This is a genomic window from Dactylosporangium sp. NPDC006015 (assembly GCF_040614215.1).
GTDB lineage: Bacteria > Actinomycetota > Actinomycetes > Mycobacteriales > Micromonosporaceae > Dactylosporangium > Dactylosporangium maewongense.
In genome coordinates this window covers 1-22,136 of the sequence record NZ_JBEXUD010000092.1, presented here as the reverse complement: position 1 = coordinate 22,136, position 22,136 = coordinate 1, and the positions used below count along the sequence as shown (strand labels likewise).

The following is a 22,136-nucleotide window of genomic DNA, read 5'->3' as shown; positions in this document are numbered from 1 at the left end:
CGAAGCGTAGAGAACTCCGATGATCAATGGACCCGTGCCTGTTTGCTACCCCGGGTGCCTACCCGCCGAGTCATGGACCTATTGCCGGTCGCTCTTAGCTTGTTGTCAGCCTGCGGGCCGTTGATGGCGAATGCGCGCCGTCGATTGACGAGGACCGGCTGACGGGCCGGGAACACCCAGGGCCGGTTGGGTGGGGATAATCGGCGAACTCATGGCGGCCGCTTGCCCGAAGGAGACCCGGTGAACCGCGACTCGGCCTCGACTCAGTACGAGCGGCTGCGCGGCGACATCGTCGCCGGTCGGATCGCGCCGGGCACGGTGCTGCTCGAGACCGTGCTCGCGGAGCGGCTCGGGGTGTCGCGGACGCCGGTACGTGAGGCGCTCGCGATGCTGGAGCGGGACGCGCTGCTGGAGCGGGACCGGCGCGGGTACCGGGTGCGGACGCGGAGCCCCGAGGAGCTGCTGGAGATCTACGAGGCCCGCATCGCGCTCGAGTCGACGTGTGCGGCCGCGGCGGCCGGGCGGCGTTCGGCGTTCGATCTGGCCCGGCTGCGCCACCTGACCGGCGAGGCGGCCGCGGCCGGTGATCCGGCGCGGCTGCGCGAGTTGCACGCGGCCTGGCACAGGGCACTGCGCGTCGCGGCGGGCAACGCCACGATCATCGAGCTGTTGGAGCGGCTCGACACGCTGCTGGCCGTGTACGACGACGCGGAGCCGACGCTGTCCGACCGGGATGAGGCCGCGACCGAGCACGGGCGGGTGGTCGACGCGATCGAGGCCGGTGACGCCGAAGCGGCGCGGCGGACCCTGGCCGCCCACCTGGACCGGTCCCGCGAGGCCCGTCTGGCGCGGCTCGCCGCCGGGGCGTAGTCCGGCCGAGCAAGAAACGTCACAGGTCAAAGCCTCTTGCCCGAGCGTCGACGCGTGTATACGCTCGCGCTAATTTCCTAGCAATCCTGTCTGAATAATGGAGTAATCATGTTCCGCAGGCTGGTCGTGGCGGTGGCGTCGGTGACGCTGCTGGCCGCATGCAGCAGCACCGGCTCGTCCGGCGACGGCGCGGCGTCCGGCGCCCCCGTGCGCGGCGGCACGGTCGTATTCGCCACCGACGTCGAGCCCACCTGCCTGGACCCGGCGGCCCCGAGCCAGATCGCCACCCAGATCCTGCAGCGCAACGTGTACGACTCGCTGATCCACCAGGACGCGAAGGGTGCCTTCCACCCCTGGCTGGCCAGTTCGTGGGACGTCTCGGCCGACGGCACGACGTACACCTTCCACCTGCGCGACGGCGTGACGTTCCACGACGGCACGAAGTTCGACGCGACCGCCGCCAAGGCGACCTTCGACCACTTCACCGACCCCGCGACCAAGGCGCCGCTGGCCGGCTCGCTGCCGTTCGCGTCGGCGACCGCGACCGACCCGGGCACGCTGGTGGTCAAGCTCAAGTCGCCGTTCGCCCCGTTCCTGCAGCTGGTGTCGTTCTCCGTGCTCGGCATCCAGTCGCCGGCGGCGCTCGCGAAGGGGCAGGCCGCGCTGTGCGCCGGCGGGCCGGGAGCGGCCGTGGGCACCGGGCCGTTCACCACGGCCGCGTACTCCAAGGGGCAGAGCCTCACCTTCGCGCGGTACGACGCCTACAACTGGCCGCCGGAGGGCTCGGCGCATCAGGGCGCCGCGTACCTGGACAAGGTCGAGGTCCGGTTCCTGCCGGAGAACGCGATCCGGGTCGGCGCGGTCAGCAGCGGCCAGGCCCAGCTCGCCGCGAACGTGCCGCCGGTGACCGCGGCCGCGTTCGAGGCCGGCGGCGGGGTGCGGGTGCTCAGCGCGGCCGCGGCCGGGACGCCGTTCACCGCCTACCTCAACACCACGCGGGCGCCGTTCGACGACGTCAAGGTGCGCCAGGCGTTCCAGCGCGGCATCGACATCGACAGCATCGTCAAGGCGGTCTACGCGGGCCGTTTCCCGCGCGCCTGGAGCCCGCTCACGCCCAGCACGCCGTACTCGTACGACAGCGCGCTGGAGAACAGTTGGCCGCAGGACGTGACGCTGGCCAACCGGCTGCTCGACGAGGCCGGCTGGAACCAGAAGGACTCGCAGGGCTACCGCACCAAGGACGGCAAGCGCCTGACCGCGGTCTGGGTCCAGAACAGCACCGTCATGCGCGAGCAGCGCGACGTCGTCGCCCAGGCCGTCGCCGACAACGCCAAGAAGCTCGGATTCGAGGTGACCGTGCAGGGCCTCGACGCCGGCACCTTCTCGGCCCGGGCCAAGGCCGGCGACTACGACATCACCGACCAGAGCAACCAGCGGGCCGACCCGGACATGCTCTACAACGTGTGGTCGTCGAAGTTCGCGGCGACCAAGGGCGGCGCCAACTACGCCAACGTCACGGACCCGCAGGTCGACCAGTGGCTCAGCCAGGGCACCACGGCGCTGCGGCAGGAGGACCGGCCGGCGGCCTACAAGCCGCTGCAGCAGTGGGTCATCGACAACGCCGCCGCGGTGCCGATCTACGTCCCGCAGTACCTCCTCGGCGCCTCCAACGCCGTGCAGGGCGTGCAGTTCACCGTCTCCGGGTACCCGGACTCCTTCTACACCGTGTGGCGGACCAAGTGAGCAACGACGACTTCGAGTCCTGGCTGGCCGCGCGCGCCGAGGAGGTGGCCGGCCCGGCCGGCCACACCGCCCTGACCGGCACGTACCCGGTCGCCGATCCGCTCGTCATCGACGACGCGCCCGGCACCTGGAGCGTCCAGGACGGCCGGCTCGCCGTCACCGTCGAGCCGGGCGCGCCGCTGACCAAGGACGGCGTGCCGGTGACCGGTACCGCCTTCGTCGAGGGCGACCTCGAGGCGCCCGGCGTGACGATCCGGACGTTCGTGCGGGAGGACGGGCCGGTGGTGCGCACGTACGAACACGCCGCGCCCGGCCGGACTGGTTTCGCCGGCATCGACCGGTACCCGTACGACGAGCGCTTCCGGGTCCCGGCGACGTTCGAGCCGTTCGCCGTGCCCGAGGCCACCCCGATCCCCTACCAGCGCGACGACGTCCAGCGCGCGCACGTCGTGCCGGGTGAACTGGCGTTCACCCTCGCCGGCACCGAGCACCGGGTCCGGGCGTTCGAGGGCCACGGCGGCCTGTGGTTCGTGTTCGCCGACGCGACGACCGGCGTGAGCACGTACCGGCCCGGCCGCTTCGTCGAGGCCCGCGGGACGCCGGAGGGGTACGTGGTGGACTTCAACCGCGCGTACCTGCCGCCGTGCGCGTTCTCCGACTGGTACAACTGCCCGCTGCCGCCCCGGGAGAACGTGCTGACGACGGCGGTCGAGGCGGGCGAGCGGTCGGTGCAGCGCCGTGCGCACCCGGTCTGACGGCGGCCGCCTCGCCCGCCGGGCGGCGATCGCGGTCGTGCAGCTGTGGGGCGCCGCCACGCTGTGCTTCGCGATGCTGCACCTGATCCCCGGTGACCCGGTCGACATCATCATGGGCAACCAGGCGCTGGTGTCGCCGGAGCTCAAGGCTCAGGTGCGCGCCGAGTACGGGCTGGACGACCCGGTGGTGGCGCAGTACCTGCGGCTGCTGGGCGAGCTGGTCCGCGGCGATCTCGGCACGTCCTACCAGCTGCAGCGGCCGGTGTGGGGCGCCCTGGCCGAGCAGGTGCTGCCCACCGCCGAGCTCGCGGGGGCAGCGCTGCTGCTCGCGGTCCTGCTGGCAGTGGGCGCGGCGGTGCTGGTCCCCGAGCGCAGCCGGGTCGCCCGGACGGTGTTCTCCGGGCTGGAGATGGTCGCCGTGTCGCTGCCGCAGTACTGGCTGGGCATCCTGCTCATCACATTCCTGTCGCTGCGCTGGCACCTGTTCCCGGTCATCGAGGCCGGCACCTGGCGCAGCCTCGTGCTGCCGGCCGTCGCGGTCGCCCTGCCGATCGCCGGCACCCTCGCCCAGGTGCTGCGCGAGGAGATGGACACCGCCCTCGCCCAGCCGTTCGTCACCGCGGCCAGGGCCCGCGGCGCCGGCGCGCTGGCCGTGCGGACCGGCCACGCACTCCGGCACTGCCTGGTCCCGGCCACCACACTCACCGGCTGGTTCATCGGCAGCCTGCTCGGCGGGTCGGTCCTCATCGAGCAGGTGTTCGGCCGGCCCGGGCTCGGGCAGGTCGCGCTGACCGCGGTGACGAACAAGGACCTGCCGATGGTCACCGGCGTCGTCATGCTGGCGGCCGCCGTGTTCGTGGTCGTGAACCTGCTCGTCGAGGTCTCCTACCTCGTCATCGACCCGAGGGTGCACCGCGATGGGACGTAGGCTCACCGTCGCCGCGGCGGCGGTGGTCGTGCTGGCCGCCGTGGCCGCCGCGCTGTGGCCGCAGCTGTTCACCGGTCACGATCCGAACGCGACCGATCCCCTGGCGTCGTTCCGGCCGCCCGGCGCCGGACACTGGTTCGGCACCGACCAGCTCGGCCGGGACCTGTTCGCCCGGGCCGTCTACGGCGCCCGGCACTCACTGCGGATCGCCGCCGGTGCGACCCTCGTCGCGCTGCTCGTGGCGGTGCCGGTCAGCGTCCTGGCCGCGCTCGGCGGCCGGTTCGCCGACAGCGTCATCAGCCGCGTCCTCGACGTGCTGCTGTCGTTCCCGGCGCTGCTGCTGGCCCTCGTCGTCGTCACCATCGTCGGCCGCGGCGAGCTGAGCCTGCTCCTGGCGATCGGCCTGGCCGACATGCCCGGCTACGCCCGCCTGCTGCGCTCCCGGCTGCTCGTGGTCCGCACCGCCGGCTACGTCGAGGCGGCCACCGGACTCGGCGTCGGCCCGTGGACGTCGCTGTGGCGGCACATCCTGCCCAACGCGGCCGGCCCGCTGCTGGTGACCGCCACCCTCGGCCTGGGCGTGGCCGTCATCTTCGCCTCCGGGCTCAGCTTCCTCGGCCTCGGCACCCAGCCACCGACCCCGGAGTGGGGCGCGATGCTCGCCGAGGGCCGCTCGACGCTCGCCGTCGCCTGGTGGGCCGGGGTCTTCCCGGGCCTGCTCATCACCGTCACCGCGGTCGCCGTCACCATCCTCGGCCGCGATCTGCGCAACCGCTTCGGCGTCGGCTCGATCCGGCCGTGAACCCTACTGGAGGTGTCCCCGTGCCGACCGACCGCTACGGGCAGCGCGTGTCCACAGTGGACCCCGACGCTGCCGCGGCCTACTTCGACGCCGTCGACGCGTACCTGGTCCTCGACGACGCCGCCGCCGACGGCTTCACCAAGACGATCGCGCTGGACCCCGGCCTCGCCGTCGCCCACCTCGGCCTCGGGCTGAGCCTGGCGGCGGCCGGGCGGGACGGCGAGGCCCGCGAGGCGTTCACCGCCGCCGTCCGGCTCCGCCGCGAGCACCCCGAACGACTCAGCCCGCGGGAGGCCCGCCAGATCGACCTCGTCACCGCGCCGCCGGCCAACCTGGCCGCGTACGCCGAGCATCTCGAGGCCCACCCCGGCGACCTGCTCGTGCTCGGGTTCGCCGCCGGCCTGCTCAGCGGCCGACGGATCGCCGCGGGCACCGGCCGCGAGGGCGTCCTCGCGCTCGCCGCCGCGTCGGCCACCGCCTTCCCGCAGGACTGGGCCGTCGCCGGGATCTGCGCGCTGGAGCTGGAGGAGGCCTGGCAGTTCGCCGAGGCGGAGCGGGCGGCCGAGCGTTCGCTGCAGGACCGGCCGGACAACCGGGCCGCCTGCCACGGGTACGTCCACGTCCTGCACGAGACCGGGCGCATCGGTGCCGTCGAGTCGTTCCTCAACGGCTGGTTCGGCACCCGGCACCCCCACTCGCCGCTGCAGACGCACCTGCGCTGGCACCACGCGCTCGTGGCCCTCGAGAACGACGACCCAGAGCTCGGACTGCGGCGCTACCACGCCGCCGTCGACCCTCGCGTCTCCACCCGCCGAACCACACTCGTCGACGCCGCCGCCGTGCTGTGGCGGCTGCACATCGACGGCCACCCCGGCCTGCCGTGGGAGCCGGTCGCAGAGCTGGCCCGCGCCCAGGTGGCTGGCCCGCGCGGCGCGCTGTTCGACGTCCACGCCGCCCTCGCGCTCGCCGCCGGCGACCGCGCGGCCCTGGCCGGGCTCCGCGCCACCTGGGAAGCCGAGACCGCGCGGCCCAACCGCGACGTCGTCCTCGCCGTCGTCGACGGGATCGCCGCGCACGCCGACGGCCGCTACGACGTGGCCGCCCGGCACCTCGGCGGTGTCGTCGCAGCGGTGGCCCTGGTCGGCGGGAGCCGCCTGCAGCAGGACATCGTCGTGGACACGCTGTGCGACGCGCTGGCCCGCAGCGGGCAGGCCGTCCGGGCCGCCGACATCCTGCAGGACCGCAAGCACCGGCGCCGGTCGCGACGTGACGAGCGCTGGATCGCCGACCTGCGCCGGGATTCCGCGGCGGCACCGCGATGAGCCCCGACCCGGTCCTGGCCGTCGACGACCTGCGCGTCACGTTCCGCACTGCTCGCGGTGCCGTCGAAGCGGTCCGGGGCATCTCCTTCACCCTCCACAAGGGACAGTGTCTGGCCATCGTCGGCGAGTCAGGGTCCGGCAAGAGCGCCACCGCCCGTGCACTGCTCGGCCTGGCCGGCCCGGCCGCTTCCGTCACCGCTGCCACGCTGCGGCTCAGCGGGCGGGACCTGAGCACGCTGACCGAGGCCCAGTGGCGACGCCTGCGCGGCCGCGACATCGGGCTCGTCCCGCAGGACGCGCTCGGCTCGCTCAATCCGCTGCACCGGGTCCACCGCGACGTCGGGGAGCCGCTGCGCCGGCACCGGCTGATCCCGCGTGCGCTGCGGCCTGGCCGGGTGGTCGAGGCGCTCGCCGGCGCCGGGGTGGCGGAGGCGGCCGTGCGGGCGCAGCAGTACCCCCACCAGCTCTCCGGCGGTCTGCGCCAGCGGGCCCTGATCGCCTCGGCCACCATCGCCGGGCCGCCGGTACTCGTCGTCGACGAGCCGACCACGGCCCTCGACGTCACCGTCCAGGCCCAGGTGCTCCTCGAACTGGAGGGCCTGAAGGCCGGCGGCACCGCGCTGCTCATGATCAGCCACGACCTGGCCGTGGTGGCCCGGATGGCCGATCACATCCTGGTGATGCGCGAGGGCGTCGTCGTGGAATCGGGACCGCCGGCAGCGGTGCTCGGGGCAGCTCGCCACCCGTACACACGCCAGCTCCTCGCCGCGGTTCCCACCGGCCGGCCCCACCGCGACCTGGGCGGGGAAGCCGGCCCGGCACTGCTGGAGGTGCGGGGGGTCAGCAAGCGGTACCGCCGCCCCGACGGCACCGACCACGCCGCCGTGTGCGACGTCTCGTTCACCGTCACCGCCGGGCGCACACTCGGCGTCGTCGGCGAGTCCGGCTCCGGCAAGAGCACCGTGGCCCGCATCGCCCTCGGCCTGTTGCGGCCTGACGAGGGCGACGTCCGCTTCGCCGGTGCCCGGTGGAGCTCGGTGCCGGAGCGGCTCCGCCGCCCGCAGCGCGGCCGCATCCAGCTCATCCAGCAGGACCCGCTCGGCGCGTTCGACCCCCGCTTCACCGCCGGCCGGGTCATCGCCGAAGCGCTGCGGTCCGAGCGCGACCGGACCGCCCGGCGCCAGCGCGTCGGCGAGCTGCTGGAGGCCGTCGGCCTGCCCTCGTCACTGGCCGCCCGCGGCCCCGCCGAGATGTCCGGGGGCCAGCGCCAGCGCGTCGCGATCGCCCGGGCCCTGGCCACCGGCCCCGAGCTGCTGGTCTGCGACGAGCCGGTGTCCGCCCTGGACGTCTCCATCCAGGCTCAGATCCTCGCGCTGCTGGCGGACCTGCAGGCGCAGCGCGGCCTGGCGATCCTGTTCATCTCGCACGACCTGGCCGTGATCCGGCAGATCAGCGACGAGGTGCTGGTGATGAAGGACGGCGCCGTGGTGGAACGCGGGCCGGCCGACGACGTGTTCGACCGCCCCGTCGAGCCTTACACCCGCGAACTGCTCGCCGCCGTTCCCACGCTGCCGGTGTACCCGTAGCGCAGCCCGTTCACCGTTCCGCGACGGTCCGGGTGTCGTAGGCCGCACGGGATCGTTCCACTTCGGCCACGTTCTCCCTGCCCCAGGCGATCATCGGCTTGACCGCTTCGTGGAGGGCGACGCCCATCTCGGTGAGCTGGTACTCGACGTGTGGGGGCATGACCTCGAGCACGGTACGGACGAGGATGCCGTCGCGTTCAAGATTGCGCAGGGTGACGGTCAACATCCGCTGGCTGACGCCGTCCAGGCCGCGCTTGAGCTCGCTGAACCGTCTCGGCCCCGCGTCCAGCATCGAGATGACGTGCAGTGACCACTTGTCCTCGATCAGCGGTCGGCATCCGCTGCGCATGGTTACCTCCAGAGAACCGAGGCACCGGAATGTGCCTGATTGCCCGCTGCATGACATCCGTCAGAACATGAGGGAACTCCCAAGAAACACCCTCACAGCGAAGGATAGGCATGTCCACTTACGTCCTCATCCATGGCGCGTGGCACAGCGGGGCGGCCTGGGACCGCGTCGTGCCGCTGCTGAGCGCCGCCGGCCACCGGGTGCTCGCACCGACCCTGACCGGCTACGGCGACCGCATCCACCTCCTCAGCCCCGAGGTCGGACTCGACACACACATCGACGACGTCGTGCGGCTGCTCGACGACCAGGACAACGTCGTCCTCGTCGGCCACAGCTACGCCGGCATGGTCATCACCGGGACAGCGAACCGCACACCGGACAAGATCGCCCGCCTCGTCTTCCTCGACGCCATGGTTCCCCACAACGGCGAAAGCGCCGTCGACGTGATGCCGGCCACCCAACACCTCATCGACCGGGCGGCACAGACCGACACCCCATGGCGCCTGCCACCGATGTCCCGCTCCTTCGGCGTCACGGAACCGGCCGACCTCGCCTGGCTGGACACGATGCTGTCCGACCAACCGGTCCGCTGCCTGCAACAGCCGGTCGCCTTCGACAATCCGGCCGCGCACGCGATCCCACGCACCCACATCCACTGCACCACCGACGCTCCACCGCGGCGCCCCGTCCCGCCGCAGGACGAGGTGTGGGAGCTGCCGACCGGCCACGACTGCATGATCACCATGCCCTTCGAGCTCACCGAACTGCTCCTCAAGGTGCACTAGGGCCGAGCTGCTCCGCGGCGGTCGGTCGGCCAGTCGCGGCACGGCACCGGTTGCGGTTCGTGGGCCTCAGTCTCGCTGGCGCTGCGCCTGGTCGAGTGAACGGTTGAGCCACTCCGTCATCAGGGCTCGCTCGGCGTCGGTGAGCGCGGGCAACTCGGGCACCACGGTGGCGAACGTGACCGTGACCGTGGTCGTGGTGGCGTCCGGCGCCGGAGGTGCGGCCGTGAGGATCCGGTCGGCGACGGCATCGAACATCACGTCCGCCAGGCCGGGGTCCCGCAGTGCCGCGGGCATGCCCAGCAGGGCCAGGACGGTGCCGGTGCCGGCAGCGTGGATCATGGCCACGGCCCGTCGCTCGTCGACGCGCAGGCGGCCCGCGGCGGCGAGCCGCCGCACCAGCGTGCGCAGCACCTCGATGCCGGCGGTCGTCGCCGGTGAGGGCGCGCCACGGCCGGGGGTGTTGAGCAGTGCGTACAGCTCCGGATTGGCCAGTCCGAACTCGACGTGCAGCTGCCATCCGGCGCGCAGGTCGGCCACGGGGTCGCCGCTGGGCTGGGCCGCCGAGACCGACTTGCCGGCGACGTAGGTGGCCATGACGTGCTCGGCGAGGGCATCGATGAGGCCGTCCTTGTCGCCGAACAGCCGGTAGATGGTCGGCGCCTGCATGCCGGCGGCCTGGGCCACCGCCCGGGTCGTCACGCCGCGGGCGCCGTGCTCGGCCAGCAGCCGTGCGGCCGCCTCGAGGACGGCGGAACGGCTCTCGTCGCGGACCCCGGCGACCTGCGTCTGCTCCATGTATCGAGGATAACAGGAATTTGTTTCCGTTGGAAAATCACTGATAACGTCGACCTCATATCAACGGAAACAAGGAGCGACATGATCATCGTCACCGGAGCCACCGGAAACCTCGGATCCCGGATCGTCACCCGGCTACTGGAACTGGTCCCCGCCGACACCGTGGGCGTCAGCGTCCGGGACGCCGGCAAGGCCGCCGCGCTCGCCGAACGCGGCGTCCGCGTCCGGGTCGGCGACTTCACCGACCCCGACACCCTCCAGCACGCGTTCGAGGGCGCCAGCCAGGTGCTGGTCATCTCCGCCTCGATCCGCGGCGCCGGTGCGGTCGCGGCCAACATCGCCGCCATCGACGCCGCACGCGCAGCGGGAGCACAGCGCATCCTGTACACGAGCCATCAAGCAGCGGCGAAGGACTCACTCTTTGCACCGCAGCTCACGCACGCCTTGACCGAAGAGCACCTCACCCGGCAGGGCGTCGCGTTCACCGCCCTGCGCAACGGGTTCTACGCCAGCACGCTCGGCCACTACATCGGCGCCGCCCTGGAGAGCGGCCGGCTCGTCGCGCCTCAGGACGGCCCGGTCTCCTGGACCGACCACGCCGACCTGGCGGAGGTGGCTGCGGCGGTACTGGCAGGCAACGTCACTCTCGACGGCGTCACCGCACCGCTGACCGCGCCCCAGGCACTCGACTTCGAGGCCGTCGCCGGCATCCTCAGCGACCTCACGGGGCGCACCATCGAACGGGTCGTCGTGGACGACGAGGCGTGGAAGGCCGCGGCGGTCGAGCGCGGCATGCCACCGCAGGCCGCCGACTTCACCCTCGGCATGTTCCGCGCCGCCCGCCGGGGCGAGTTCGCCGTCACCGACCCGACCCTGGAGGCCGTCATCGGACAGGCCGCCGTCCCGGCCGGCGCGGTCCTCGCCACGATGACCGCGGCGCAGCTCGCAGCTCGATGACCCGGCGGCCACACCCGGACTCCGGTTTCCGCCCGTGCCCCGGCCGGAGCTGACCGGCGCAGTATGAAGGATGGGCGACCATCGCAAATACGAACAAGACGGGTGAAGAGGATGAGTGAGCAGGCGCGGGCGATGCTCTCGGACCTGCTCCACATCCGCCCGATGCGAGGCACCCACCGGGTCGCGCTGCGGGCCGGCGTCAGCGTCCTGGTCCCCCTGCTCACCGTGCTGGCGCTGGGCCACCCGAGCTGGACGGCCTACGCCGCCTTCGGGGCGTTCACTTCACTGTACGGGCGCAACCACGTGCACCTGTCCCGCGCCGCGATGCAGGCGAGCGCCGCAGCGGCGCTGACGGTGTCGGTCGTCCTCGGCGTGCTTGTCGGCTCGCTGGAGTCGCGAGCGTGGGTCGCGGTGCCGGTCGCCGCGCTCGTCGCGGCGCTGGGCGCCGTGCTCGCCGCCGCGCAGGACTGGCACCCGCCGGGCCCACTCTTCCTGGTCTTCGCGTTCGGTACGGTCGCCTCGGCCCCGCACCACGTGTCGGACGTCGCGGTCGCCGCCGCCGTGACCGGGGCCAGCAGCCTGTTCGCGCTGCTGGTCGGGAACGTGGGCAGCCTCGTCCGCCGGCAGCGGAGCCAACCGGCCCGGCTGGCGCACGTGTGGACGTGGGAGCCGGTGCGCTACGCCCTCGCTGTGGTGCTGGCGGGCGGCCTGGCGACCGGGATCGGGATCGGCCACCCGTACTGGGCGACGGTGGCGGCGGTCGCTCCGCTCAGCGCCCCCGGCCGCACCGCCCAACTGGTCCGCGCCGCGCACCGGATCCTCGGCACGCTGCTCGGGCTGCTGCCCAGCGCGGCGCTGCTCGCGCTGCACCTGCCGCCGTACGCGACCGTGCTGGTCGTGGCGGCGCTGCAGATCGTCACGGAGCTGCTGGTCGGGCGGCACTACGGGCTGGCGCTGCTGTTCATCACCCCGATGGCGCTGCTGATGGGGCAACTGGCGGTGGCCCGCCCGGCCGGGCAGCTCCTCTTCGACCGGGCGGTCGAGACGGTGATCGGCGGCCTCATCGGCGGCGCGATCGTCCTGTGCTCCAACTCGACTGGAACCGTCCGCCGCGGATGACAACCGGTGGGCGCGAGGTTGCGTCCTTCCATCCGATGTCGTCGGGCAATGGTGCGTGGAGGGTTGATGGACGATTCGGCGGAGGACGCGTTCCGGGCGTTCGTGACGGCGCGGTCGCCCGCCCTGTTGCGCAGCGCGTACCTGCTCGTCGGCGACCGCAGCAAGGCTGAGGACCTGCTGCAGGTCACGCTGCTCAAGGCGTACCAGCGGTGGCGGCGCATCAAGGACCCGGCCGCGGCCGAGGGCTACGTACGGCGCGCGATGGTGAACACCGCGACGTCGTGGTGGCGCAGCCGGCCGTACCGGGAGCGACCGGTCGACGCGCTGCCCGAGCGCAGCGGCTCGGACGAGATCGCGGCGCGCATCGAGCAGGAGGCGATGTGGCAGCACCTGCGGGGGCTGCCGGCCAAGCAGCGCGCCGTGCTGGTGCTGCGCTACTACGAGGGCATGTCCGAGGCGGAGATCGCCGACGCGCTGAACATCTCGCGGGGGACGGTGAAGAGCCACACCTCCAGGGCGCTCGGCTCGCTCCGCCGGCAGTCACGGTCCTGCTGCTGGCCGGCGCCCCGATCGTGCTCCGCTCGGCGCCACCGCACCGGGCGGACCCGCCCATTGCCGGATCCACCCCTTCCGTGGTGCCCACGAGCTGCGAGGTCGAGCGGCTCCCGCTGCCGGCCGGCGGCGCGCCGACGCTGGTCATGGCGATGGCGCCGACCGGACGGTACGTCGTCGGCCGGACGGCGCACACCGGCAGCGCGTCGAACTTCGACCTGCTGATCTGGGACCGGGGCGCCCTGCACCGCGCCGACCTGCCGGGCGCGCAGCAGATCCCCACCGACGTCAATGCCGGCGGCGTCGTGGTCGGCTCCGCCGAGGGCCAGGGGTGGGTGTACGACGGCGGCACGGTCCGGCCGCTGCCGGGCCGGCGACCGTCCCCGTCAGCGATCAGCGACGGCGGCGTCATCGTCGGCGAGGACGAAAGGCTCCCGGTGCTCTGGCGTTCGGCGTCGGACGCGCCGTCACCCCTTCCGCTGCCCTCCGGGGTCTGGGAGGGGCAGGCCACCGATGTCGCCGCCGACGGCAGGACCATCGTCGGCACGATCCGGGACCCGCAGACCAGAACCGGCCACGCGTACGTCTGGACGTCCGACGGTGCGCGCCGGGAACTGCCGCTCCCGGTCGTCGCCGGCTCCCCCGCCACCGGCGCGTACGCCGCGGGCATCACCGGCGACTGGGTCAGCGGCGCGGCCGAGACGCAGCACACGAGCGTGCCGGCCCGCTGGAACCTGCGCACCGGCGAGGTGCAGACCTTCCCGGACGCCCAGGGCGCGGCCGGGGACATCAGCGCCGACGGCTGGATGGTCGCCGGCGACCTGCCCGGCAACGCGACCCTGCTCCTCGACGGTCAGGCCACGCTGCGACTGCCGCGCCTGCCCGAACACACCGACGCCTGGCTCCGCGACGTGCCCAAGGGCATCAGCCACGACGGCCTGCTCATCGCCGGCAACGCGTCCGCCGGTTCCCTGGAGGCCCCGCCCAAGGGCACCCTCCCGGTGCTCTGGCGCTGCAAGTAGTGCTGTGACCACTGCGCTGGCCGGGTCGCGAGCCACGCTTCCGTCCGTGGCTCGCACCCGGCCGCCACCGACATCGCGGCAATTTGAACAATCTGTTGAAAACAGATCGTTGAGCTGGCATGATCCGAAGGCGTGACGGAGATGCTGACTTTCCCTGACCCCGAGGCACGGCGCGCGGAGCGGGTATACGCCGCGCTGGCCCACCTCACCGAGCGCCACGCCGCGTCGCCCGAGCTGCGCTCGCGGCATACCCACGCGGACGTCGCCGCCCCGCACGAGGTGGTCCGCGTCGCCGCGGCGATGGCCGCCGGGTCGATCCCGCCGGCCCCAGGCGAGCCCCCGCTGGACAAGTCCGACCTGGTCGCGGCGCTGACCCTGCTACCCGAGGTGCGGGCGGAAGTGGACGCCACCGAGCTCTACCTGCTCAGAACCGCCCGCGCCCGCGCGATGACCTGGCAGGACATCGCGCTGAGCCTCGGCCTGGGCACCCCGCAAGCGGCCCGGCAGCGCTACGAGCGGCTGGAGGCCCGTAGCGACCCGACGACATGATCGGGGATCTGCCCGAGCGGCTCGATGTCGCTGAGCCGGCGCGCCCGTAGAGAGGAGCTGCCATCCCGACAGCCCGCACCCCGACCCGACCCGCGAACGTCAACCGGCATGTCCGACCCGGCCGACGTTCGCGGTCACAGCACCAGCCGGGACGGCTCGGCTTCAGACCGGGGTGGCGACGGGCAGACCGGCGACGCAGCGCACGTTGAGGCGGAGCTTGGCGGCCAGCAGGTCGATCTCCACGCGCGCCGTGTCACGGGCGCCGCCGTCCATGCTCACGACCTTCGCACCTGGGGCGGGCCGAACGTCGAGGACGCGCACCTTCCCGTCGGCGCAGCCGGCGACCACGACCCCGCCGAGGGTCGACAGGCTGACGGCGACCAGCGCCGGCGTCGCCTCGGGGTTGGCGCTCGTCACCGGCGCCGTGGTGGCCGGCGCGGCGGCCGTCGGCGGGGCGGTGGTGACGGCGGGCCCCGGGTCGGTGTGTCCATCGCCGTCCGTGGCGTTGCCCGGGCGTCCGGCCGCGCCGCCCGACTCGGTTCGGCCGTTGCCCGCCGACGGATCGCTTCCGGTACCAGGGGACGGGCTGGTGCCGGACTCGACCGCAGGTTCCGTCCCGTCCGGCTGCGCGGTGCCGGCAGCACCCGGTTCGCGTCCTGCGGAGCTCGGCAGTTCGATCGGCCCGGCGTCGTGCGCCAGCAGGAACGACCCGAGGATCACCGCCGCGGCGGTCGACAGGGTGAGAGCGAGCCGCGTACGACGCCGGGTGTGGAACTCCTCGATGACGTCGTCCGCCGGCGATCCGGTGAAGATGCCGATCGCCCGGACCGGGCGGTGCGGCACGCCGGACGGGAGCCGTTCGGTGACGTGGTCCTGCCCGCCGGGCACCTGTGATTCATCCACGAGCATAGTTTGTATCAGACGGCTCAACGCGGCACGGGCAGCGCGGGACGCACGCGCGAACCGCGGTCAGAACGTGGCGATCGGGTTGACCGGGCTGCCGGACGTCCCGGCGAAGCGGACCGGTGCGACAGCGAGGTGAAAGTCCCATTGGCCGAGCTCGGCGGCCGTCGTCGCGCACGCCTCCAGGTCGCAGTTGTCGAGCAGCCACAGACCCATCGCGACGAGACCCACGGCATGAACCGGCATCAACACGTCGTCGTACCCCGACGGCTGAACGTCCTGAGGGGTGTCGGCGCCGATCAGGGCGACCTGTCGTTCGCGCAGCCACGGCAGGCAGGACGCGTGCCAGCCGGCCTGGGTGAAACCGCCGGCCGGACCGGCTTCGTGCCGGACGCGGCCTTGGCCGGTCCGCAGGAGCACCGCATCGCCGGATCGCACCCGCACACCCTGGCGACGCTCGGCCTCCTCGAGATCGTCGGGGAACACACCCTCCCCCGGCTCCAGCCACGGCACGTCGCGGACCCTCGCGATGTCCAGCAGGACGCCACGCGTGACGATCCCGTTCGCCGCCGCCGTGACGGCCCCCCACGCCGATCCCGTTGCGGCGTCGACCGACGAGTGCGGCCGCCCGTTGTACATCGTGCCGTCCCAGAAGATGTGACACGGCGAGTCGACGTGGGTGACGGTGTTGCCGTGGAACGTGATGCCGAGACGCTCGGACGAGAACCCCCAGCGCCGGTCGTTGCGGAATCCGGGCAGCGGCATGTGCTCGGCACCCGGCATGTCGGCGGCGCACGGGCACGTCGTTGTCGACCGCTCCATCTCGTCCGGGACGGCGACCTCCCACGCGCACGACACGCTCCTGCCGTGGCGCACGGTCCGCGCCGCCGCCAGCCGGACCTCGTCGGTGATGTGGTTCAGCGTCCCGAGCTCGTCGTCGTCGCCCCATCGCCCCCAGTTCGACAGCGCGCTGAAGTACCCCAGCACCTCGTCCTGCGTGGGCATCGGTCGCCCTGCCGTCATCCCAGCATCGACTCCTCCGGTCACGCGGTTCGAGGCACCGCGGGTAGACCCCGACCGTACTCCCGGCACGGCCGAGCGCACCTGGACGGCCGGCCAGGCCGGACCCCTCGGCATTTCGCTGGTGCTGCCGCGAGGTCGGCCTGGTCTCCCGATCACGTGCTGCCGTTGGACGGCCGCGTCGAGAAACAGCGCGTCGGATTACACGCGCACCTGTTCGTCGGCCTGGGCCTGGACCTCGTCCAGCGAGTCGGGGATCTCGGCGCCCGCTGCGGCGTCCGGCAGGTCGTCCTCCATCCGGTGCAGGGGTCGGTAGGCCAGGCCCAGCGCGCCCCAGATCACCAGCAGCACGCCGCAGGCCAGCAGGATCAGTCCCGTGCCGCGGGCGTCCCCGACGCCCACGACCCGCCCGACGGTGTCCGCGAGCGCGCCCCCCGGTCGCAGCAGCGGCGCGACCGCCTCCGTGAACGGCGGCGCGGTCAGGAACGCGACCGGTGTCATCGCCACGGCGAGCATCTGGTTCGTGGCGAGGACTCGGCCCTGCAGTTCGAGGCCGACCTTGACCTGGATGATCGCGAGCCAGTGGGCGTTGAGGATGGTGAGCGAGGCGTACCAGATGAGGCTGCCCGCCGCCGCGAGCGCCGTCGATGGCCGTAGCCCGACGAGCGCGGCGCCGAGGCCGACCCCGATGACGAAGCCGACCATGCCGGTGGCGCGGCGTTCGGCGCCGCCCCACAGCACCATGGCCAGCGCGCCGAGGGCGGCCCCAACGCCGCTGAACGCGGTGACGACGCTGACGGCCGTCGTGCCGCCGAAGGCGTACACGGTCGGCACGGTCACGGCGAGGGCGAGCATCGCGAGGTAGTTCTCGACCACGAAGAACACGATCATGACCATGAGCGGGCGGCGCCGGATGAGGAACCGCCAGCCGCCGACGATCGCGCGGACGAAGGTCTCCTCCTGACGGCGGAAGAGCCGGTCGGGCAGGCGCACCAGCAGCAGCGTGCCGACGCCGACGAGCAGCGACACCACGTCGACCGCGACCACCCACGGCATGCCCAGCGCCGTGATCAGCGCGCCGCCGGCCAGTGGGGCGATGAGCATGCCGATGCCCGGGCCGAGGTTGGCGAGGGCGTTGGCCTGGCCCAGGTACGGCTTCGGCACCAGCTGCGCGACCGCGGCCAGGTAGGCGGGCCGGTGGAAGGCGGTCACCGCGGACAGCAGCCCGGCCAGCAGCCCGACGCTCCAGATCTCCAGGCGGCCCAGCGCCAGCAGGGTGACCACGGCGGACATGACCGCCGCGCCCGCCCCGTTGCAGGCCAGCATGATGCGCCGCCGGTCGATCCGGTCCGCTACGGCACCGCCCACCGGCAGCAGCAGGATCGAGGGCAGCAGGGCCAGCATGGTGACGAGGGCGTAGTCGGCGACGCGGCCGTTCTGCTGGTACGCCCAGACGCCGAGGGCGAACGAGCTGAGCGCGGCACCGATCAGCGACGCGGTCTGGCCGGCCGTCATGACGTAGAACTCGCGCAGGTCGCGCCGGGCCCGGCCGCCGGTGACCGCGGTGCTGACCACCTCCGGTGCCCGGCCCGCGCCCCACTCCCGCAGCGTGCCGGCGATCTCGTCGGCTGCGGCCGCCGCCTGGTGCTTGAGGAAGTAGTGCCCGGCCCGGGGCAGGACGGCGAGGGCGACGCGGTCCGCGAAGGCGCCCCATTCCGCATAGCGTTCCTGGTACAGCTCCGTCGAGCGGTCCCGCGCCCCGATCAGGCATAGCACGGGCGCCCGCAGCCGCCGCCGGTCGGGCCGGGTCAGTTCGCGGGTGAACCACGTCTGGGACTCGTCCACGTCGTGCCGCAGGCTGCGCAGGATCACGTCGGCGTCGAGGCCCTCGTCGTCGTCGAGGCCGCCGAGTGTACGCAGGAAGTCGCGATATGCCCGGTCGGAGGTGAACCAGGTGGCGTGGAAGCGCCGGTGCAGCCAGGACGACACCCGCCCCGGCAGCCGGGCCGCCGGGAAGCTGCCGCCGACGACCAGCCCGGCGACCTCGCGGCCGTCGGACTCCAGGCGGAGGGCGAGCTCGGTGGCGGCCGCCGAGCCGACGCAGTGGCCGTAGACCAGCACCGGGCCGGTCGGCAGGTCCGCGACCACGCGGTCGATCAGCTCGGCCATCGGCAGCGGCGGCTCGTCGGGCCGGGCGGGGTCGTGCCCGGGCAGTTCGATCGCCAGCACGGCCGCGCCCGGCAGGCGCTGCGCCAGTTCGGTGGCAAGCGGCCCGTAGGCCGCGGCCGAGCCGCCGCCGTAGGGCACGCAGACCACGGTCAGGGTCGCGTCGGCCGGGCCCGCGAGGCGGTGCAGCAGCCCGGTCGAGCCGGTGTCGCCGTCGAGGTAGGCGGCCAGCTCGCGCACGGTCGGGCGGGTGAACAGGTCGATGACCCGCAGCTGCGGGTCGATGGCCCGCACCGCGCGCACGGCCTTGAACGAGTCGCCGCCGAGGGCGAAGAAGTCGTCGTCGAGCCCGATCTCAGCACCGTCGAGGACCTCGGCCCAGGCCGCGGCGACCCGCAGCTGCGTCGGGGACTCCGGCGCGACCCGGGTGGCGGCGCCCGGCGGCTGCGGTGCGGGCAGCGCGGTCCGGTCCACCTTGCCGTTGGCGGTCAGCGGGAGCCGGTCCAGGACCACGAACGCCGACGGCACCATGTAGTCCGGGAGCCGGTCGCGCAGCGCGGCCCGCACCAGCCCGGGATCGGCGGTTGCTGGCGTGATCCAGGCGGCCAGCCGGCGCGTGTGCGCCTCGCCGACGGGCAGTACCACGGCCTCGCCGACGCCGGGGACCCCGCGCACCGCGGAGGCGACCTCGTTGAGCTCGACCCGGAAACCGCGGATCTTCACCTGGTCGTCGACCCGGCCCAGGATCTGCACGAGGCCGTGGGCGTCGACGCGGACGCGGTCGCCGGAGCGGTACCACCCCTGCTGGAAGCGGTCGTCGACGACGTTCAGGTAGCCGCGGGCCACGCTCGGGCCGCCGATGCGCAGCTCACCGGGCACCCCGTCCGGCACCTGGCGGCCCGCCCGGTCGGTCACCCGGCATTCGACGTTCGCGAACGGGCGTCCGATGGGGACGATGCCGGTGCGGCGCTCGGCCGGGACCTCGCGCACGTCGCAGCCGAAGACGGAGACGGTCGTCTCGGTCGGGCCGTAGTGGACCTGGACCTCGAGGTCCGGCCGGACCCGTTCGATGCGGTCGACCAGCTCCCACGGGCAGGGCTCGCCGGCCAGGACGAGCAGCTCGCGGGGCAGCAGCGCGGCGAGGTCGCCGTGCGCGGCCAGCAGCTCCAGGTGGCTCGGGACCAGCTTCATCGCGTCGACCGGGTGCTCGGCCAGGTAGGCCGCGAACGCCTCCGGGTCCGTGGCGGTCTCGCGGTCCACGAGGTGCGCCACGCCGCCGGTGGCGAGCGCCCCGAACAGGTTCGTCATGCCGAGGTCGGCGGCGTGGGTGGACACCAGGGCGTAGGACCTCCGGTGTCCGATGCGGTCCGCCACCGCGTGCAGGTAGTGCGCGATGTTGCGGTGCTCGACCATGACGCCCTTGGGCCGCCCGGTCGAGCCGGACGTGAAGATGAGGTACGCGAGGTGGTCCATCGGCACCACCACGGCCTCGGCCGGATCGCCGGTGACGTCCGCGACGACGATCGCCTCACGGCCCGGGACACGGCACGGTGCACGGTCCGCGAACGCCGTCTCGGTGAGCACGAACCGGGCCTGGGCGGTGTCGAGGATCTCCGCCACGCGGCCGTCCGGGTAGCCGGGGTCGACGGGCAGGTAGACGGCGCCGGCCTTCAGCGTGCCCAGCATCGCGACGGGCAGGGCCGTCCCGCGCTCGGTGAGCACCGCGACCGGCTCCTCGGGCCGTACGCCGGCCGCCAGCAACCGGGCCGCCACCGCCCCGGCGCGCCGGTCCAGCTCCGCGTAGGTCAGCCGGCCGTCCGCCGCGACCACCGCGGTGGCCTCCGGCGTCGACCCGGCGTGGCGGGCGATGAGCTCGTGCAGCGGCCGGTCCAGCGGGTAGGACACCCGCGGGCCGTCCGGCCCGGGCCGCACGCCGGGCTCCAGCGCCAGCGCTCCGACGGGGCGGTCGGGCTCGGTGACCAACCCCGTCAGCAGCGCCAGGAACCAGTCCACCAGCCGCCGGGCGGTCTCCTCGTCGAACAGGTCGGTGCGGAACACCAGCATGCCGCGGTAGCCGTCGTCCACCCGCGACAGCGTGAGGTTGAGGTCGTACTTGGCGGTGTGGGTCGGCAGCAGGACGCCCTGCGCGTCCAGGTGCGGCAGGCGCGGCGGCGCGGCCGGCTGCTCCAGCACGTTGAGCAGCACCTGGAAGATCGGCGTGTGGCCGAGGGTGCGCTCGGGCTGCAGTCGCTCCACGATCCGCTCGAACGGGGTCTCGGACTGCGCGAGCGCGTCGATCGCCACCTCGCGGACCCGGGCCAGCAGCTCGCGTCCGGTCGGGTCGCCGGAGCAGTCGGTCCGCATGACCAACGTACCGATGAAGCAGCCGATCATCTTCTCGATGTCGGGGTGGTGCCGGCCCGCGACCGGGACCCCGATCGGGATGTCGTCGGTGCCGCACACCCGGGCCAGCAGTGCCTGGAGCGCGGTGAGCAGCACCATGAACGGGGTGGCCCCGCAGGAGGCGGCGAGGTCGGCGAGCGGGCCGGCCAGCGCCGCGGGCACGTGCACCGGCACTTCCCCGGCCCCGTGGCCGGCCACCGCGGGGCGGGGCCGGTCGGTCGGCAGGTCCAGCACCGGCGCCAGGCCTTGCAGCCGCTCGACCCACCGGTCCAGGGCCGCGGCAGACGGCTCGCGGCCGGCCTGCCAGCGGGCGTAGTCGGCGTACTGCAGCCCGGGCGCGTCCGGCGCCGGGCGGCCGTCGAGGCGGGCGGCGTACAGGTCGGCGAGCTCGCGCAGGGCGAGGTCGACGGACCACTCGTCGAAGGCGATGTGGTGCACGACGAGCAGCAGCACGTGCTCGTCCGGCCCGTCGCGGCGGATCAGCGCCCGCAGCGGCGGCTCCTCCTCGAGCCGGAACGCCCGCTGCCGGACGTCGTCGATCTCCCCGTCGGTCTCGACGAGCACGTCGTCCGCGCTGCCCAGCACCGCGCTCGGCTCGCCGTCGCGGTCCACGTACCGGGTGCGCAGCACGTGGTGGCGCTCGGCGAGGTCCCGGACCGCGGCGGTCAGCGCGGCCACGTCGAGCGGGCCGGTCAGCCGCACGGTGGCTGTCACGTGGTAGGAGCCGCTGTCGGGCTCCAGCTGGTGCAGGAACCACAGCCGGGCCTGGGCCGGTGACAGCGGCGCCGGCGAGTCCCGGTCGGGGGACGCGGGAATGGTGCTGGCGGCGCGGGCGGCGTTGCGGCGTGCCCCGGCCAGCCGCTGCTGCAGCAGCGAGCGCTGGGCGTCGGTGACCGTCACGCCTGCGCCGCCTCGTCCAGCAGCAGCGCCTCCAGCGCGGCGGCGAAGTTCGCCAGCACCGGCTGCTCGAACTGCAGCCGGACCGGCACCGGGAAGTCCAGCGCGTCGCGGAGCCGGCCCACGACCAGCGTCGCCGACAGGGAGTGCCCGCCGAGCGCGAAGAAGTTGTCGTACACCGACAGCTCATCGCGCTTCAGCACGGCGCTCCACATCTCGGCGACCAGCTGCTCCGCCTCGGTGCGCGGCGCGACCCGCTGCTGCACCTCGTCCCGCGGCTCGGGCAGCGCGGTGCGGTCGACCTTCCCGGACGCGTTGACCGGCAGCGCGTCCAGCGTCATCCAGCGGCGCGGGACCATGTAGTCGGGCAGTGTCGCCCGCAGCAGGGCCTCCAGGGCCTGTGTGTCCGGCGTCGACCCCGGGCGCGGCACGACGTAGCCGACGAGGTGCGCGTCACCGGTCGGGTCGGCGACGGTCACCACCGCCTCGGCCACGCCCGGCGCCGAGCGCAGCTGCGACTCGATCTCGCCGAGCTCGATGCGGTGCCCGCGCACCTTCACCTGGTGGTCGCGGCGGCCGAGGAAATCGAGGAGCCCATCGGTGCGCCAGCGGA

18 protein-coding genes are annotated in these 22,136 nt (G+C 73.5%); 12 read left to right on the top strand and 6 right to left on the bottom strand.

Annotated features, from left to right (window positions below):
* The first annotated feature begins 240 nt into the window (after positions 1-240).
* From ABZ321_RS57480 to ABZ321_RS57450, 7 genes are all read left to right on the top strand, one after another.
* Complete coding sequence (locus ABZ321_RS57480) at positions 241-870, top strand: GntR family transcriptional regulator (protein ID WP_344511822.1); 630 nt, start codon at positions 241-243, stop codon at positions 868-870.
* A gap of 108 nt (positions 871-978) precedes the next feature.
* Positions 979-2,613, top strand: coding sequence for an ABC transporter substrate-binding protein (locus tag ABZ321_RS57475; RefSeq protein WP_354905439.1), 1,635 nt, complete (start codon positions 979-981; stop codon positions 2,611-2,613).
* A complete protein-coding gene (locus tag ABZ321_RS57470) occupies positions 2,610-3,368 on the top strand; it encodes a DUF1684 domain-containing protein (RefSeq protein ID WP_354905436.1) in 759 nt (252 codons plus the stop codon). The genes ABZ321_RS57475 and ABZ321_RS57470 overlap by 4 nt, the downstream gene beginning before the upstream one ends.
* Entirely contained in the window at positions 3,352-4,296 is a 945-nt protein-coding gene (locus ABZ321_RS57465) for an ABC transporter permease (protein WP_354905433.1), read from the top strand. The genes ABZ321_RS57470 and ABZ321_RS57465 overlap by 17 nt, the downstream gene beginning before the upstream one ends.
* A complete protein-coding gene (locus ABZ321_RS57460) occupies positions 4,286-5,098 on the top strand; it encodes an ABC transporter permease (protein ID WP_354905430.1) in 813 nt (270 codons plus the stop codon). The genes ABZ321_RS57465 and ABZ321_RS57460 overlap by 11 nt, the downstream gene beginning before the upstream one ends.
* Before the next feature lie 20 nt (positions 5,099-5,118).
* Positions 5,119-6,420 carry a hypothetical protein gene (locus ABZ321_RS57455; protein WP_354905428.1) on the top strand — a complete coding sequence of 434 codons (1,302 nt, stop codon included), beginning with the start codon at positions 5,119-5,121 and terminating at the stop codon, positions 6,418-6,420.
* Complete coding sequence (locus ABZ321_RS57450) at positions 6,417-8,006, top strand: ABC transporter ATP-binding protein (RefSeq protein ID WP_354905425.1); 1,590 nt, start codon at positions 6,417-6,419, stop codon at positions 8,004-8,006. Before ABZ321_RS57455 ends, ABZ321_RS57450 begins: the two co-directional genes overlap by 4 nt.
* A gap of 10 nt (positions 8,007-8,016) precedes the next feature.
* On the opposite strand, the gene ABZ321_RS57445 is transcribed toward ABZ321_RS57450, so the two are convergent.
* Positions 8,017-8,355, bottom strand: coding sequence for a helix-turn-helix domain-containing protein (locus tag ABZ321_RS57445; RefSeq protein WP_344511808.1), 339 nt, complete (start codon positions 8,353-8,355; stop codon positions 8,017-8,019).
* Between the two features lie 110 nt (positions 8,356-8,465).
* Between ABZ321_RS57445 and ABZ321_RS57440 the strand changes: the two genes are divergently transcribed.
* Positions 8,466-9,140 carry an alpha/beta fold hydrolase gene (locus ABZ321_RS57440; protein ID WP_354905422.1) on the top strand — a complete coding sequence of 225 codons (675 nt, stop codon included), beginning with the start codon at positions 8,466-8,468 and terminating at the stop codon, positions 9,138-9,140.
* A 66-nt stretch (positions 9,141-9,206) separates the two neighbouring features.
* On the opposite strand, the gene ABZ321_RS57435 is transcribed toward ABZ321_RS57440, so the two are convergent.
* Positions 9,207-9,935 carry a TetR/AcrR family transcriptional regulator gene (locus ABZ321_RS57435; protein ID WP_354905419.1) on the bottom strand — a complete coding sequence of 243 codons (729 nt, stop codon included), beginning with the start codon at positions 9,933-9,935 and terminating at the stop codon, positions 9,207-9,209.
* 81 nt (positions 9,936-10,016) lie between these two features.
* Here ABZ321_RS57435 and ABZ321_RS57430 point away from each other — a divergent pair, with 81 nt between their 5' ends.
* The 4 genes from ABZ321_RS57430 (at position 10,017) to ABZ321_RS57415 (ending at position 14,134) form a co-directional block, all read left to right on the top strand.
* Positions 10,017-10,892 (top strand): NAD(P)H-binding protein, encoded by an 876-nt coding sequence (locus ABZ321_RS57430; protein WP_354905417.1) that lies wholly within the window; start codon positions 10,017-10,019, stop codon positions 10,890-10,892.
* 111 nt (positions 10,893-11,003) lie between these two features.
* Positions 11,004-12,011: an FUSC family protein gene (locus ABZ321_RS57425; protein WP_354905414.1), complete on the top strand. Its 1,008-nt coding sequence runs from the start codon at positions 11,004-11,006 to the stop codon at positions 12,009-12,011.
* A gap of 66 nt (positions 12,012-12,077) precedes the next feature.
* Complete coding sequence (locus tag ABZ321_RS57420; protein ID WP_354905411.1) at positions 12,078-12,788, top strand: SigE family RNA polymerase sigma factor; 711 nt, start codon at positions 12,078-12,080, stop codon at positions 12,786-12,788.
* A gap of 938 nt (positions 12,789-13,726) precedes the next feature.
* Positions 13,727-14,134, top strand: coding sequence for a DNA-binding protein (locus ABZ321_RS57415; protein WP_344511800.1), 408 nt, complete (start codon positions 13,727-13,729; stop codon positions 14,132-14,134).
* Between the two features lie 162 nt (positions 14,135-14,296).
* Here ABZ321_RS57415 and ABZ321_RS57410 read toward each other — a convergent pair whose 3' ends face one another.
* The 4 genes from ABZ321_RS57410 to ABZ321_RS57395 all read right to left on the bottom strand — a co-directional run.
* Positions 14,297-15,037, bottom strand: a complete 741-nt coding sequence (locus tag ABZ321_RS57410; protein WP_354905407.1) for a hypothetical protein — start codon at positions 15,035-15,037, stop codon at positions 14,297-14,299.
* A 66-nt stretch (positions 15,038-15,103) separates the two neighbouring features.
* On the bottom strand, positions 15,104-16,060 hold the full coding sequence (locus ABZ321_RS57405; RefSeq protein ID WP_354905404.1) for a cyclase family protein: 957 nt from the start codon (positions 16,058-16,060) through the stop codon (positions 15,104-15,106).
* A 198-nt stretch (positions 16,061-16,258) separates the two neighbouring features.
* Entirely contained in the window at positions 16,259-21,526 is a 5,268-nt protein-coding gene (locus ABZ321_RS57400; protein WP_354905401.1) for an amino acid adenylation domain-containing protein, read from the bottom strand.
* Positions 21,523-22,136, bottom strand: a 614-nt coding sequence (locus ABZ321_RS57395) for a phosphopantetheine-binding protein (RefSeq protein WP_354905399.1), incomplete at its 5' end; no start/stop codon positions are given. The genes ABZ321_RS57400 and ABZ321_RS57395, both read right to left, overlap by 4 nt.

Excerpts from the sequence above, each read along its gene's own strand:
- ABZ321_RS57475 (WP_354905439.1), top strand. The coding sequence starts at position 979 with ATGTTCCGCAGGCTGGTCGTGGCGGTGGCGTCGGTGACGCTGCTGGCC.
- ABZ321_RS57460 (WP_354905430.1), top strand. The coding sequence starts at position 4,286 with ATGGGACGTAGGCTCACCGTCGCCGCGGCGGCGGTGGTCGTGCTGGCC.
- ABZ321_RS57450 (WP_354905425.1), top strand. The coding sequence starts at position 6,417 with ATGAGCCCCGACCCGGTCCTGGCCGTCGACGACCTGCGCGTCACGTTC.
- ABZ321_RS57445 (WP_344511808.1), bottom strand. The coding sequence starts at position 8,355 with ATGCGCAGCGGATGCCGACCGCTGATCGAGGACAAGTGGTCACTGCAC.
- ABZ321_RS57440 (WP_354905422.1), top strand. The coding sequence starts at position 8,466 with ATGTCCACTTACGTCCTCATCCATGGCGCGTGGCACAGCGGGGCGGCC.
- ABZ321_RS57435 (WP_354905419.1), bottom strand. The coding sequence starts at position 9,935 with ATGGAGCAGACGCAGGTCGCCGGGGTCCGCGACGAGAGCCGTTCCGCC.
- ABZ321_RS57430 (WP_354905417.1), top strand. The coding sequence starts at position 10,017 with ATGATCATCGTCACCGGAGCCACCGGAAACCTCGGATCCCGGATCGTC.
- ABZ321_RS57425 (WP_354905414.1), top strand. The coding sequence starts at position 11,004 with ATGAGTGAGCAGGCGCGGGCGATGCTCTCGGACCTGCTCCACATCCGC.
- ABZ321_RS57420 (WP_354905411.1), top strand. The coding sequence starts at position 12,078 with ATGGACGATTCGGCGGAGGACGCGTTCCGGGCGTTCGTGACGGCGCGG.
- ABZ321_RS57415 (WP_344511800.1), top strand. The coding sequence starts at position 13,727 with ATGCTGACTTTCCCTGACCCCGAGGCACGGCGCGCGGAGCGGGTATAC.
- ABZ321_RS57405 (WP_354905404.1), bottom strand. The coding sequence starts at position 16,060 with ATGACGGCAGGGCGACCGATGCCCACGCAGGACGAGGTGCTGGGGTAC.